Source organism: Haloarchaeobius salinus, assembly GCF_024464185.1.
Classification (GTDB): Archaea; Halobacteriota; Halobacteria; order Halobacteriales; family Natrialbaceae; genus Haloarchaeobius; species Haloarchaeobius salinus.
Genome location: NZ_JANHAU010000001.1, coordinates 797,513 through 810,398, shown reverse-complemented (window position 1 = coordinate 810,398; position 12,886 = coordinate 797,513). Strand labels below are relative to the sequence as shown.

General features: G+C 68.7%; 13 protein-coding genes. 3 read left to right on the top strand and 10 right to left on the bottom strand.

What is annotated here, in order from left to right; translation table 11 throughout:
- Position 1: 1 nt before the first annotated feature.
- The 5 genes from NO345_RS04105 to NO345_RS04085 form a co-directional block, all read right to left on the bottom strand.
- Positions 2–2,629, bottom strand: a complete 2,628-nt coding sequence (locus NO345_RS04105) for a valine--tRNA ligase (RefSeq protein WP_256296736.1) — start codon at positions 2,627–2,629, stop codon at positions 2–4.
- A 240-nt stretch (positions 2,630–2,869) separates the two neighbouring features.
- Entirely contained in the window at positions 2,870–3,187 is a 318-nt protein-coding gene (locus tag NO345_RS04100) for a hypothetical protein (RefSeq protein WP_256296734.1), read from the bottom strand.
- A gap of 79 nt (positions 3,188–3,266) precedes the next feature.
- Positions 3,267–4,169 (bottom strand): HFX_2341 family transcriptional regulator, encoded by a 903-nt coding sequence (locus NO345_RS04095; RefSeq protein WP_256296732.1) that lies wholly within the window; start codon positions 4,167–4,169, stop codon positions 3,267–3,269.
- A 64-nt stretch (positions 4,170–4,233) separates the two neighbouring features.
- Positions 4,234–4,440, bottom strand: a complete 207-nt coding sequence (locus tag NO345_RS04090; RefSeq protein WP_256296730.1) for an HVO_0649 family zinc finger protein — start codon at positions 4,438–4,440, stop codon at positions 4,234–4,236.
- A 44-nt stretch (positions 4,441–4,484) separates the two neighbouring features.
- Positions 4,485–5,447, bottom strand: a complete 963-nt coding sequence (locus tag NO345_RS04085) for a phytoene/squalene synthase family protein (protein WP_256296728.1) — start codon at positions 5,445–5,447, stop codon at positions 4,485–4,487.
- A gap of 221 nt (positions 5,448–5,668) precedes the next feature.
- Here NO345_RS04085 and NO345_RS04080 point away from each other — a divergent pair, with 221 nt between their 5' ends.
- Positions 5,669–6,403, top strand: coding sequence for a PHP-associated domain-containing protein (locus NO345_RS04080; RefSeq protein WP_256297560.1), 735 nt, complete (start codon positions 5,669–5,671; stop codon positions 6,401–6,403).
- 3 nt (positions 6,404–6,406) lie between these two features.
- On the opposite strand, the gene NO345_RS04075 is transcribed toward NO345_RS04080, so the two are convergent.
- Together NO345_RS04075 and NO345_RS04070 are read right to left on the bottom strand one after the other, a co-directional pair.
- Positions 6,407–6,907 (bottom strand): metal-dependent hydrolase, encoded by a 501-nt coding sequence (locus NO345_RS04075; protein WP_256296726.1) that lies wholly within the window; start codon positions 6,905–6,907, stop codon positions 6,407–6,409.
- Positions 6,904–7,398, bottom strand: coding sequence for a CinA family protein (locus tag NO345_RS04070; RefSeq protein WP_256296724.1), 495 nt, complete (start codon positions 7,396–7,398; stop codon positions 6,904–6,906). Before NO345_RS04070 ends, NO345_RS04075 begins: the two co-directional genes overlap by 4 nt.
- Positions 7,399–7,504: 106 nt before the next feature.
- Here NO345_RS04070 and NO345_RS04065 point away from each other — a divergent pair, with 106 nt between their 5' ends.
- Complete coding sequence (locus NO345_RS04065) at positions 7,505–8,284, top strand: hypothetical protein (protein ID WP_256296722.1); 780 nt, start codon at positions 7,505–7,507, stop codon at positions 8,282–8,284.
- Here NO345_RS04065 and NO345_RS04060 read toward each other — a convergent pair.
- From NO345_RS04060 to thiC, 3 genes are all read right to left on the bottom strand, one after another.
- On the bottom strand, positions 8,281–9,180 hold the full coding sequence (locus NO345_RS04060) for a PhzF family phenazine biosynthesis protein (protein ID WP_256296721.1): 900 nt from the start codon (positions 9,178–9,180) through the stop codon (positions 8,281–8,283). The genes NO345_RS04065 and NO345_RS04060 overlap by 4 nt on opposite strands.
- Positions 9,181–9,442: 262 nt before the next feature.
- Complete coding sequence (locus NO345_RS04055; protein ID WP_256296719.1) at positions 9,443–10,873, bottom strand: alpha/beta fold hydrolase; 1,431 nt, start codon at positions 10,871–10,873, stop codon at positions 9,443–9,445.
- Positions 10,874–10,939: 66 nt separating this feature from the next.
- Complete coding sequence (thiC, locus tag NO345_RS04050) at positions 10,940–12,355, bottom strand: phosphomethylpyrimidine synthase ThiC (protein WP_256296717.1); 1,416 nt, start codon at positions 12,353–12,355, stop codon at positions 10,940–10,942.
- Between the two features lie 76 nt (positions 12,356–12,431).
- Between thiC and NO345_RS04045 the strand changes: the two genes are divergently transcribed.
- Entirely contained in the window at positions 12,432–12,860 is a 429-nt protein-coding gene (locus tag NO345_RS04045) for a GNAT family N-acetyltransferase (RefSeq protein WP_256296715.1), read from the top strand.
- The last annotated feature ends 26 nt before the right edge of the window (positions 12,861–12,886 follow it).

Sequence of the window (12,886 nt, the reverse complement as noted above, 5' to 3'; positions counted from 1 at the left end):
CTCAGTTCACGATGACGACGGCGTCGTCGGCCGAAAGCATCTCGCCCTCGCCGGAGTAGGTGCGCTCCTCGCGGACCTCGAACTCGTCGGCTTCGAGCGTCTCGCCGGCGAGCGAGAGCGTGTCGCCGTCGAGCTCGTACTCGCCGGCCTCGATGGCGGCGTCGAACTCGCCGACCTTCCCGCCGTACTTCGGACCGAGCGTGGAGTAGTCGAGGCTGATGTCCGAGACCTCGGTCGTGATCTCGGGTGCCGAATCGAGCAGTTCGAACGACTCGACGTGCATGACGCCCGCGATGGCGTCGGTGAAGCCGTCGACGTTCCCGTACACCGCGACGTGGTCGAGCGGCTCGTTCAGCGGCAGCTGGTTCTCGGATTTGTACCGGCGGAGCGCGCCGATGACGGCCATCGCCGCCTCCCCTCCTTCGAGGTCGGCCTCGTAGCCCTTCGGTGCGGGCCAGTCACCGGTGTGGATGCTGTCGGTCGCGTCGCCGTCGACGTACATGTCGTGCCACAGCTCCTCCGTGATGTGGGGCATCAGCGGCGCGAACAGCTGCAGGAACGTCCGGTGGGCGGTCCGGAGCGCGTACTGCGTCGAGCGCGGGTCCTCGGCGTCCTGGACCTGCTGCTTTGCGATCTCCAGGTAGTCGTCGCAGAACGTGTTCCAGAAGAACGTCCGGAGGCGGTCCCGGGCCTTCGCGAACTCGTACTCCCGGAACTGCTCGGTGGTCTCTTCGACGATGGCGTCGAGCTCGGCCAGTATCCACTCGTCGAGCGGCGCGAGTTCCTCGGGCTCGTCGACCGGCTCGGCCGCGAGGTGCTCGACGAGCTTCGAGGCGTTCCAGAGCTTGCGGAGCAGCTTCTCGCCGGCGACGATGTCCTTCTCCTTGAACGGGAAGTCGTCGCCGACCGCGGTGCTCGCGGCCCAGTACCGGATTGCGTCGATTGGGTAGTCCGCGACGACCTCGGCGGGGTCGACGACGTTGCCGCGCGACTTGGACATCTTCTCGCGGTTCTCGTCGAGGACGTGCCCGTTGATCATCGTCGCGTCGAAGGGCACCTCGCCGGTGTGCTCGTAGCACTTGATGACCGTGTGGAACAGCCAGAAGCTGATGATGTCGTGGCCCTGCGGGCGCAGGTCGAACGGGTAGAGCTCGGGGTCGTCCATCGTGAAGCCGTCCTCCGCATCCCAGTCCCAGCCGGCGTTGACCAGCGGGGTCAGGCTGGAGGTCGCCCACGTGTCGAACACGTCGTCCTCGGGCTCGAACTCGTCGTGGCCACACTCCGGGCAGGCGTCGACCGGCGGTTCGTCGCTGAGCGGGTCGACCGGCAGGTCCGCCTTCTCCGCGATGACCTCCTCGCCGCAGTCCGCGCAGTACCAGACCGGGAACGGGATGCCGGAGTCGCGCTGGCGCGAGATGAGCCAGTCCCACTCCAGCCCCTCGATCCAGTGCTTATAGCGGGTGAACATCTTCTCGGGGTACCAGTCCATCTCGCGGCCGGCCGCCAGGTACTCGTCCTTGTGGTCGAGGATCTCGACGTACCACTGCTTGGAGACGCGGAACTCGACGTCCGTCTCGCAGCGCTCGTGGACCTGCACCGTGTGGGTCAGCTCCTCGCGGTCCTCCAGGTAGCCCGCATCGTCGAGGTCCTCGACGATTGCCTCGCGGGCCTCGTGCGTGCTCAGGCCCTCGTACTCGCCCGCGAGGTCGGTCATCGTCGCGGACTCGTCGATGGCGACGCGCAGCGGGAGGTCGTGGGCCTGGTACCACTCGATGTCGTTCTGGTCGCCGAACGTACAGCACATGACGACGCCGGTGCCCGTCTCCATGTCGACGCGGTCGTCCTCGATGATGGGGACCTCGTGGCCGAAGATGGGGATCTCGGCGGTCTCGCCGACCAGCTCGGCGTTCTCGTCGTCGTCCGGGTGGACGAAGACGCTGACACAGGCGGGCAGCAGTTCGGGGCGGGTCGTCCCGATGACGAAGCTGTCGCGCCCGGATTCGGTCGGCTCGGTCAGGTCGAACCGGATGTCGTTGAAGTGCGTGTGGCGCTCGGCGTCCTCCTGTTCGACCTGCGAGATGGCCGTCTCGCACTCGGGACACCAGATCGCGGGTGCCTTCTTCCGGTACTCCCGGCCCTGCTCGTAGAGGTCGATGAAGGAGAGCTGGGAGACACGCTGGACCCGCGGCTCGATGGTCTTGTACGTGCGAGACCAGTCGATGCTCATCCCGAGGTCCTGCATCTTCTCGGTGAACTCGGCCTCGTACTCCGCACAGACCTCGCGGCACTTCCGCTGGAACTCGCGGCGCTCGAAGTCCTGGTGGCGGATGCCCAGTTCGCTCTCCGTGAGTCGCTCCGAGGCGATGCCGTTGTCGTCGTAGCCGAACGGGAACATCACCGCGCCGTCGTCCATCCGGTGGAACCGCGCCGCGAAGTCCTGCAGCGTGTGGCCGTACAGGTGGCCCATGTGCAGGCTGCCCGAGACCGTCGGCGGCGGCGTGTCGATGCTGTACACCGTGTTCGGGTCCGTCTCCTCGTGTTCGGGGTCGTACGCGTACGTCTCCTCGTCGACCCAGCGGTCCTGCCACTCCTCCTCCGTCGCCTGGGGGTCGTAGTCTCCGTCTGGCATGTGCTCGTTGTGCTGTCAGTGGTCCAATCGCCGTTTAATACAATCGATGCAGTTCCGCGTCGACGGTGCCGCCGCTCCCCGGGTGCGAGTTCGAGAGAACGACGCACACCGCTGTCTGGCCCTACGGACGTACTACGGCGACAGGGGCGTGCTCCATGCTCGAAGGAGGTTCGCGCTCGGATAAAAAGCCAGCGGTGCCGTGGCAGGTGGTCGCGGGCCTCGTGTCGGGTCGCCCGCTCCCTACTCGGCCTTCTCGCGTCTGGCCTCGAGCGCCATCTTCACCGCGGCACCCGCGTGTTCGACCGCGGCGGTCGCGTGTTCGGCTGCCGTCTCCAGGCCCTCCTCTACGTCCGCACCTGCCGCCTCGAGCTCCGACTCGGCCGCCTCGACCTCCGCCTCGGTCTCCGTCTCGTCGGGTTCTGCCGCCTCTGCCTCCGTCCGGGCTGCCGCGTCCGGTTCCGTCTCGTCGTCCGAGCGCCGCTTGCGGATCGCCCGCAGTGTCAGGAGTCCGACTGCGAGGCCACCCGCGGCCGCGACGCCTTTCTTGAGTTTACTCATCGTGTCCGTACATTGGTTGTCGAACCGTATATATTTTGAGCGAGGGAGGTTCCGTGCCGTCGAGGTGCGGGCGGGGCGACTACGCTCCCCGGTCGGAGTGCGCGCGGACCCACAGCTCCCCGATGCGCGACAGCCGGGTCCGGTAGGACTTCCCGACCTCCTCCTGCTCGATGTAGCCCTTCCCGCCCGGACCCAGCCGGTCGACGTTGTAGATGACCTTCGAGCGGAAGGAGTCCGTGTACTCCTCGTTCAGCTCGCGCGAGAGCGCCTCCGCCAGCTCGGAGACGGACTCGAACTCGCCCTCCTCGCCGAGCTCGAACAGGATGACCTCCTCGAACGGCTTGACGTTGGAGAAGGAGGCGACGGGGAGCTCGATGACGTGGCTGCCACCGATCTCCTTCGCGCCGATCGTGGTGCCGCGTTCGTCGAACTCCTTCAGGAGCCCGTCGGCGGCGTCGAGCCGGGCGACGACGCGCTCGCGGAGGTCGTCGGCGAGGCCGGCGTCGGCGAGGTCACCCAACAGCTCCTGCTGCTTGCGCAGCTCCTCGGCGAGCTCGGTCTCCAGGTACTTCTCGGGGGCGGTGTAATAGGTGTGGATTGACTCGCGGTCCTCCTCGCGCTCGACCATCAGGGAGTGGGCGGCGGTCGCAAAGGCGAAGGAGACGGTGCGGGGCATCGCGGCGATGTTCACCCAGACCTCGTTCCCGCGGTCGAGCTCCTCGACGATGAGGTCGTACGCCTGCTCGAACGCGGCGTCGTAGTCGTAGACGTCCGCGACGACCAGCCGCTCGGTCTCCGCGCCCAGCAGGTTCTGGAAGTCCGTCTCCAGCTTCTGGGAGAGGTGCCGGGAGTACTCGACGTTGGCCTCGCTCCCCACCGCACCCTCCAGGAGGATGACCCGGTCCACGTCGAACTGGTCGCGGACCAGGGGCGCGATGAGCCGGTCGTAGTCGAAGCCGACCGGGACGATGTGGGTCTGCATGTCCGGCCCTTCGCCCGACGTGCTCAAAAGGGTTGTACTCCCGCACCGCACCCCGCGACGGTGACTACGAGCGCAGCTTCAGCGTCCGCCTGCGGATCGAGCCGCAGCTCGGGCAGATGTGCCGATACAGCACGGTGGTCCCGTTCGTCTCGGCCTTCCAGTGGCCCTCGGCGTCCTCGTAGCCACAGCTCGGACACCGGAGGTCCACGTCGTCGTAGTGCGATGTCAGTCGGTCGAGCGGGGTCGACCCGCTCCCGCGCCTGTGCGCCATATGGTATCACACGACGTGGTGAGCCATAAATCCTGTCTCCCCTTTCACCGCGTCGGCAGCCAGCGCATCCAGCCGCGGCCGTGCTCGTGGTGCGTGGCCTCGCCGGCGGGCACCGCGCTCACGCGGTGGAAGACGGCCTCTGGGTCTTTGTTCCAGAGCCAGTGCCAGCGCGTCTTCGCCACGAGGAAGAGCTTCCGGGCGGTCGAGAGGTCGGGCTCGTGGGTGATGGTGTCGTAGTCGACCGCACGGATCTCGCGGTGGTGTTCGGCGTACAGGACGGCCGCGAGTAGCACGGCGAACTGGCAGTCCTCGGGCAGGAACCGGATGCCGGCGACGCCCTCCCGGTACAGCTCCTCGGTGCGTTTGAGCTCCTCCTCGACGGCGGCACGGTACGCCTCGCTCGTCTCCAGCCGGATCACCTCCTCGCGGTCGACGCCGTGGCGTTCGAGCGTCTCGATGGGCAGGTAGACGCGGTCGCGGTCGACGACGTCCTCGCGTACGTCGCGGACGAAGTTGGTCAGCTGGAACGCCTCGCCGAGCTTGATGGCGTGGGGGAGCGCCCGCTCGTACTCCTCCTCGTCGAGCTCCATGATGTCGGTCATCATGACGCCGACGGCGGCGGCGGAGCCCCGCATGTACTCCTCGAGGTCCCCGTAGGTCTCGTAGCGGTCGGTGTCGATGTCGCTCTCCATCGCGTCGAGGAACTCGACCACCCACTCGTCGTCGATGTCGTGCTCGGCACAGAGGTCCACGAAGGCGGCGAGGACCGGCTCGTCGGTCGGCTGCCGGCCGAGCGCCTCGGCACGGAGGTCCGCGAGCTGTTCGGCCTGTTCCTCGGGGGCGGGGCCGTCGGGGTCGTCGACGATCTCGTCGGCGATGCGGAAGAACCCGTACAGCACGTACGTCGCGTGTCTGATGCGTTTCGGGAGGAGCCGCGTCGCCAGGTGGAACGTTCGCCCCGTCTGCTGCTGAATCGTCTTGCCTGCCTTGACCTGGTCCTTCTTCATGGTAGTGTCCGGTGTGTGAGGGCTGCGAGGGCTACTCGTATCGGAGTACAAGACGTGTATAAAAATAGGTGCCGTGCAAAACCAGTTGGGCTCACCGAGGGAATCCAGCCGGCGGCGGGGATCACGACCCCGAAGGACCCCGGCACTGGGAAAGCGCAACGGATAAATTCGGCGTGGGGGAACGTGCCGTCGTGAGCGACAGCGAGGGCTTCCGCGTCGACATGCACGTGAAGGTGCTCGACGAGGCGGTCGTCGAGCGGGCGAAAGCGGCCGGGCTGGACGCACTCGTGTACGCACCGCACTTCGTCAGGCTCCCCGAGATCCGCGAGCGGGCGGCCGCCTTCAGCGACGACGAGCTGCTGGTCGTGCCGGCGCGCGAGCTGTTCACGGGGAGCTGGCACGCCCGCAAGCACCTGCTCGCACTCGGTCTCGACGAGCCCATCCCCGACTTCATCACGCTCGAGGGCGCGATGGGCGAGCTCCAGCGACAGGACGCGGTCGTCCTCGCGCCGCATCCCGGCTTCCTGAACGTCAGTCTGACCGGGGCCGACCTCGCGGCCTACGGCGACCGCATCCACGGCGTCGAGGCGTACAACCCGAAGCTGCTCTCCCGCGCCGGCCGGCGGGCGCGCCGCATCGTCGACGAGGGCGGCTGGCCGCCGTTCGGCTCGTCGTATGCGCACCTGAAATCGAGCGTCGGCGAGGTGTGGACCCGTTTCGAACGGGAGCTGGACCGACCCGACGACCTCGTCGACGCACTCCGCGACGGCGCACCGCGGACCGTCGGGCGACGGACCGGCATCCGGCACCAGCTCCGCTGTCTTGCGGAGTTCGCCCACCTCGGCTACGAGAACTCGTGGTCGAAGATCGACCGGCTGTTCCTCCAGGGCACCGAGCCGACCCACCCGGGACACATCGCCTACGAGGGCCGGTTCGACGACATCGCGGTGTACTGAGTCCTACACCCCGAGGGCCTGGATGCCCTGCTGGATGCTGTCCCCGAACTGGAGCGTGTCCCACGGCGTGTAGAACACGATAGCGGCGACGACGGCAAGTTCGATGCCCGTGATGACGACCGTCATCAGGTCCGCGTGGTCGCTCTTGACCGCGACGCCGACGGGCAGGCCGAACTCCTTCGAGTAGGGATAGAACAGCGCGATACCCCGTTTGCTCCCCATCACGTCGAGCACGTAGTGGGTGAGGACACCGATCCAGACGAACTCGAGGTTGCCGAACACGTAGGGGAACGCGACGAACAGCCCGAGGACGGGCAGGTTGTGCAGCGTCTTCCGGTGCTTGCCGAACTCGGTGTCGACGTCCGGGAAGAGCGCGCCGAGCGTGATGGGCAGGCCGACCTCCAGGATCTTGACGAACGTCGCCTCGGTGCCGGCGGGCTCGAGGATGTAGCCGATACCGATGGAGAGCAGGACGCCGTTCATCACGTGCCCTTTCTTGTTCATCGCTCCACCTCCGCCAGCAGGTCCGCGAGCGCCCGGTCGACGGTCCGCTCGCGCACGGCGTCGCGGTCGCCGTCGAACTCGTAGCGCTCGACGGTCGCGTAGGAGGACCCGCTCCCCCACGGTCCGGCGTAGGCGACGCCGATGTACACCGTCCCGACGGGCGTCTCCTCGCTCCCACCGGTGGGGCCGGCGATCCCCGTGGTGGAGACGCCCCAGGTCACGTCCGCGGTGTCGCGAACGCCGCGGGCCATCTGTCCGGCGACCGATTCGGAGACCGCGCCGTGTTCGTCCAGCGATTCGCGGTCGACGCCGAGGAGCTGTTCCTTCGCGCCGTAGGCGTAGGTCACGAGCCCCCGGTCGAAGTAGTCCGACGCGCCCGGAACCGACGTGATTCGCGCCCCGAGCAGGCCGCCAGTACACGACTCCGCAACCGCGAGCGTCTCCCCGCGGCCGCGGAGTTCGTCGCCGAGTCGGTCCACCTGTGTCGTCATGTCCGGACCCACGCAGTCAAGTGGTTTGAATCGTGGGGCTAATCGGCCGCCACCACCGGGGCTGACAGCCGCAGGCGTTATGGTCCGTCGTGGTGACGGATTGCCCATGGATACCAAGCAGACGTTCAAACTGGTCGGCTACTACCGACTACTCTCGTGGCTGTCGTTCGGCGTCGGGATGGCGCTCGTGGGCCTGGGCATCTACCTGGGCCTCGGCGAGACCATCACCATCATGCTCGAGAGCTTCCCCGCGGAGTTCGACGCCGCCGTCGCCGCGGCGAGCCCCGTCATCACCGTCGCGCTGTCGGTCGTCGGCGTCGTCGTCTGGCAGATCGGCAAGTCCATCGCACTGACCCGGACGATGGCTCGCGCCATCGCCGCGGAGTCGGACGGCTCCGACGACGAACAGCTCAAGAGCGAGGTGCTCGACGTGGTCAACGACCAGCTCTCGAGCGTCGAGAAGGACCTCCGCTCCGAGATCCGGAAGGTCGAACGGGACGCGGTGTCGGCCGACGATTCCCCCTCGACCGGGACGGGCGTCTCCGCGAGCACCGGGGCGACCGGTGCCACCGGCCGCTCGAGCACCGGGTCGAAGGGGAGCTCGGCGCGGTCGTCTGGAACGGGCGGGAGTTCGAGGTCTGCCGGCGATCAGTCGGGGAGCCGCCGGTCGTCCAGCCGGTCCGGGAGCGAGCGATCCAGCCGGTCGGGGCGCTCACAGTCCGGCAGCACCGGCGAGGGCGGTTCGTCCCAGTCCGACGCCGGCAGCGACGACGGCGGGTCGGGTGACGGCGACCGCAGCGAGCGCGCGACCGACGCCGTCTCCGGCGACGAGGAGCGGTCCCGACGGAAGACGGAGTCCGACGACGACGACGACCCGCTACCCTAGGCCTCCAGGATCTCGTCCTCGTCGGCCTCGGGGACGACCAGCGAGCCGTCGAGCGCGGTGACGCTCCGCCCACCCACACGTAGCGGCGCGGTGCGGGTACGCACCCGCCCCGGGCGGTCGACGAAGTGCCCCTGTTCTATCACGACCTCGTCCGGGAACTCGTCGGCGAACGCGCCGTAGTGGTCCAGGTACGCCGTCACAGCGCCCGCGCCGGTGCCACAGACCGGGTCCTCCGGGATGCCGTAGCCGGGTGCGAACATCCGCGCGTGGAGCTGTGCGTCGGCGTCGATGGCGTCGAACGTGAACGCGTACAGCCCGGTCGCGTCGACCGCCTCGTTCAGCGCCTCGATGGCGGCCATATCGGGGTCGACGTTCCCGAGGTGTTCGAGGAAGTTCACCGGCACGACGAGGTAGGGAACGCCGCCGCCGGCGACCGCGAGCGGGAGGTCCGCGCCCACGTCCTGCAGCGTCGCCGGGTCGATGCCGAGCGCGTCGGCCACCCGGTCGTAGTCGAGGTCGACCTCGACGACCGTCGGCGTGTCCTGGTCCAGCCACACCGTCCCGTCCTCCTCGACGGTGACGTCGAGCACGCCCACGTTCGTCTCGACGGCGTAGGTGTCCGCGTCGACCACGCCGTCCTCGTACAGGTGGCCGAACGTCGCCACCGTGGCGTGCCCGCAGAGGTCCACCTCCGTCGTCGGCGTGAAGTAGCGCAGCCGGTAGTCCGCGCTCCCGCTCGGGTGGACGAACGCCGTCTCCGAGACCGCCAGCTCCGCCGCGACCGCCTGCATCCGCTCCGCCTCCAGCCCGTCGGCGTCCGGGATGACGCCGGCCGGGTTGCCCGAGAGCGGCTCGTCGGTGAACGCGTCCACCTGCAACGCGCGATAGGTATCCATGGCGGTTTCGACGGACGGGAACGGTATGAAACTGGCGTCCATGAACCGCATTCAGTCGTCGTATCGTCGGCGGAGGACGCACCGATACCAGATAGTGAACGGCACCAGTCGGGCGAGCCGCTTGCGCCCCGAACAGCCGGAGAGCTCCTGCTCGCTCGACCCCCCGGGACCGACTCCGCTCGGCACGCTCACCAGCCGCGCGCCACGGTGGCTATCTCACGATTGTCGCAGACCCGAACCGGCAGCTCACGTCGTGCCGTGCTCACCGCGCGGCCAGCCACGCGTCGAGGTCCGCCACGACGTCGACGTCGACGTTGTTCGGTTCGTAGTACTTCGCGAGGCTGGACGTGCCGGAGCCGGCGAACAGCAGGTGGTCGAGCGAGGGGTAGCTGTGGTAGGTGCCGCGGTCGTCGCCGACTGCGGCCCGCCAGTCCTCGATATCCGACGGGGGGACCTGGAAGTCGCGTCCGCCCTGCTGGACGATGGCGGGGATGTCGAGGTCGGCGGCGACGGCGGTCTGGTCGTACGCGCGGAGGCTGGCCCAGAAGCTCCCGTCGAAGCCGAGGAGGTCCTCGTCCTCGGAGAACTCCCCGTTCGAGATGGCCTCGACCTGGGCCGTGATCTCGTCGATGCGGCGCTGCTCGGCGTCGCTGATCTCGCCGTCGAGCCCGAAGATGTGGCGGTTCTGCATCGGCAGGAGCTCCCAGAGGTCGCCGGCGGGCGCGGCGAGCAGGGCCATCCCGTCGGCGTCGGACCGCCGGGCGATGCGCGGGGCGGCGAGTCCGCCCTGGCTGTGGCCGGCGACGTAGACGGCGGAGACGCGCTCCTCCTCGCGGAGGCGCTCGACGGCGGTGACGGCGTCGTCGACGGTCACGTCGTCGATGGTCACGTCGTCGGTGGCGCTCACGTCGCAGGCGTAGGTTCGCTTGTCGTACCGCAGGACCGCGTAGCCCCGGGTGGCGAGGCCGTGGGCGAGGTCGCGGAAGATCTTGTTCGGGCCGACGGTCAGGTCGCGGTCGTTCGGGCCGGAGCCGTGGACGAGGACGACGCCCGGCACGGGGCCGTCACCGGTGGGCATCGAGAGCGCCGCGCCGAGGTCGCAGGCGGGCGACGGGAGGGTCAGTTCGGTCTCCTCGAATGCGGACTCGTCGACGTACTCCGGCGGGCTGTACTCGCCCTGTGGCGGCCGGATGAACAGCCCGACCGGCTCGCCGTTCGCGTCGAACGTCCACCTGACGTTCAGGACGCCCCCCTCGAACGTGACCTCGACCACGACGACGTGGGTGCCGTCGGTGGTCTCGCTGTACGTCGCGTTCGCGATGGCACGGAACGGGCCACGGTCGCCGGTCGTCTGGTTCCAGGCACCCTCGAGGCGCTCGGGCGTGAGCACCTCGGCGGCCTCGTCCGTGAACGCGTCGGAGACGCGCTCGTACTCGCCGTCGGCGAGCGCGACGGTCAGCTCGCGGGCCTCGGTCCGGAGTGCGGCCGGGTCGACCGGCTCCGCCGTGGTCGTCCCCTCGTCGGTGGCAGGCTCCTCGGTCGCCGTCGGGGTCGCTGTATCGGTCGGCGTCCCCGTCGGGGTTCCGGTCGGTGTCTCGCTGGCGGTACCGTCGTCGCTCGAACAGCCGGAGAGGGCGGTCGCCGCCGTGGCCGAGAGCGCGGCCAGCAGGCGACGGCGGGTGGGCGTGTTCATGCTTCCGACTTCTCCGGTGCGAACAAAAGTCTGTGGCGAAGGGATCTTCGAGAAGGAATCTGACAGTTAGTCGTCGGAGGTCGCGCGCTCGACGATGCGGTCTGCGACCTTGCTCGCGTCGTGCGTTCCCACGGGCGGCCGGTTCACCTCCGCAGCCGGGCTCTCCTCGAGGTCCGGTCTCTCGACGCTGCGCTCGCGCTCGCTCCCGTCGCGGGCATCCTGGTCGATGCGCATCGAGCAGAACTCCGCGCCGCACATCGAGCAGAAGCGGGCGTCCTTGTAGTTGTCACCGGGCAGTGTCTGGTCGTGGAACTCCCGGGCGCGCTCGGGGTCGAGCGCGAGGTCGAACTGCTCGCGCCAGTCGAACTCGTAGCGCGCCGACGAGAGCGCGTCGTCCCAGTCCCGTGCCCCCGGTCTCCGGTTCGCCACGTCGGCGGCGTGGGCGGCGATACGGTAGGCGGCGAGTCCGTCCTTCACGTCCTCCTCCTCGGGCAGGCCGAGGTGCTCCTTCGGGGTGACGTAGCAGAGCATCGCAGCCCCGGCCTCGGCGGCCATCGCGGCCCCGATGGCACTCGTGATGTGGTCGTAGCCCGGCGCGATGTCGGTGACGAGCGGCCCCAGCACGTAGAACGGTGCGCCGTCGCAGACGTCCTGCTGGCGCTCGACGTTCTCGGCGACCCTGTGCATCGGCACGTGGCCCGGCCCCTCGACCATCACCTGCACGTCGTGCCGCCAGGCGGTCCGGGTCAGCTCGCCCAGCGTGTCGAGCTCGGCGTACTGCGCCTCGTCGCAGGCGTCGGCGACGGAGCCGGGGCGGAGGCTGTCCCCGAGGCTGAACGTCACGTCGTGCTCGGCGAATATCTCGCAGATCTCCTCGAAGTGCGTGAAGAGGGGGTTCTGCGCGCCGTTGGCCTCCATCCACGACGCCATGATCGAGCCGCCCCGGGAGACGATGCCCGTGACGCGCCCGTCGGTCAGGGGCAGGTGCTCGGCGAGGATGCCGGCGTGGATGGTCATGTAGTCCACGCCCTGCTCCGCCTGCTTCTCGATGACAGAGAGGAGGATGTCGGGCGTGATGTCCGCCGGCGAGCCGGCCCGCTTCAGCGCCTCGTACAGCGGCACGGTCCCGATGGGCACCGGCGAGCGCTCGACGTTGTCCTCGCGGATGCGGTCGAGGTCCTCGCCGGTCGAGAGGTCCATCACCGTGTCCGCGCCGTGGCTCACCGCGACGTGGAGCTTCCGGCGCTCCGCCTCGATGCTGCTCGTGGTGTCGCTGTTGCCGATGTTCGCGTTCACCTTCGTCGCGAACTCGCGGCCGATTATCATCGGGTCCAGCGAGTCGTGGTGGACGTTCGCCGGAATCACCGCCTGCCCCTCGGCGACCTGCTGGCGCACGAACTCCGGGTCGACGCCCTCTCGCTCGGCCACGCGCTCCATCGCCGGGGTGACGACTCCGTTCCGCGCTTCTCGTAGCTGCGTCATCGACTACTAGGTAATACTACTAGGTTATAACCCTGCTGTTCGACAGCGTTTTCGCCCGGCACTGTGGAGCAGAAACATGGACACACCGACGTACGAGCTCCGCGAGGAATCCCCGACACCGGAGCGGTTCGTCGCGCTCCGGGATGCGGCCGGCATGTCCCACCGGACCGTCGAGGCGGCCCGGGCCGGGGTGCCGAACAGCCACTACGCGGTCACGGTCGTCGCACGCGAGGACGGCGAAGCGACCGTCGTCGGCATGGGTCGAATCGTCGGCGACGGCGGCACCGTCTTCCAGCTCACCGACATCGTCGTCCATCCGGACCATCAGGGACAGGGCCTCGGCACCGAGATCACCGACGCGCTCGTCACCCACCTCCGCGAGACCGCGCCCGAATCGGCCTACGTGAACCTCATGGCCGACGTCGAGGGGTTCTACGAGCACTGGGGGTTCGAACCCACCGCGCCCGACTCGCGCGGGATGTTCGTCCGCATCGGGGAGGAGTAAAACAACCAGAGACAGCGGAAGTACGC

What these genes read in the sequence shown, in the direction of transcription:
- NO345_RS04105 (WP_256296736.1), bottom strand. Translation starts at nt 2,629, where the DNA reads ATGCCAGACGGAGACTACGACCCCCAGGCGACGGAGGAGGAGTGGCAG.
- NO345_RS04100 (WP_256296734.1), bottom strand. Translation starts at nt 3,187, where the DNA reads ATGAGTAAACTCAAGAAAGGCGTCGCGGCCGCGGGTGGCCTCGCAGTC.
- NO345_RS04095 (WP_256296732.1), bottom strand. Translation starts at nt 4,169, where the DNA reads ATGCAGACCCACATCGTCCCGGTCGGCTTCGACTACGACCGGCTCATC.
- NO345_RS04090 (WP_256296730.1), bottom strand. Translation starts at nt 4,440, where the DNA reads ATGGCGCACAGGCGCGGGAGCGGGTCGACCCCGCTCGACCGACTGACA.
- NO345_RS04085 (WP_256296728.1), bottom strand. Translation starts at nt 5,447, where the DNA reads ATGAAGAAGGACCAGGTCAAGGCAGGCAAGACGATTCAGCAGCAGACG.
- NO345_RS04080 (WP_256297560.1), top strand. Translation starts at nt 5,669, where the DNA reads ATGCACGTGAAGGTGCTCGACGAGGCGGTCGTCGAGCGGGCGAAAGCG.
- NO345_RS04075 (WP_256296726.1), bottom strand. Translation starts at nt 6,907, where the DNA reads ATGAACAAGAAAGGGCACGTGATGAACGGCGTCCTGCTCTCCATCGGT.
- NO345_RS04070 (WP_256296724.1), bottom strand. Translation starts at nt 7,398, where the DNA reads ATGACGACACAGGTGGACCGACTCGGCGACGAACTCCGCGGCCGCGGG.
- NO345_RS04065 (WP_256296722.1), top strand. Translation starts at nt 7,505, where the DNA reads ATGGATACCAAGCAGACGTTCAAACTGGTCGGCTACTACCGACTACTC.
- NO345_RS04060 (WP_256296721.1), bottom strand. Translation starts at nt 9,180, where the DNA reads ATGGATACCTATCGCGCGTTGCAGGTGGACGCGTTCACCGACGAGCCG.
- NO345_RS04055 (WP_256296719.1), bottom strand. Translation starts at nt 10,873, where the DNA reads ATGAACACGCCCACCCGCCGTCGCCTGCTGGCCGCGCTCTCGGCCACG.
- thiC (WP_256296717.1), bottom strand. Translation starts at nt 12,355, where the DNA reads ATGACGCAGCTACGAGAAGCGCGGAACGGAGTCGTCACCCCGGCGATG.
- NO345_RS04045 (WP_256296715.1), top strand. Translation starts at nt 12,432, where the DNA reads ATGGACACACCGACGTACGAGCTCCGCGAGGAATCCCCGACACCGGAG.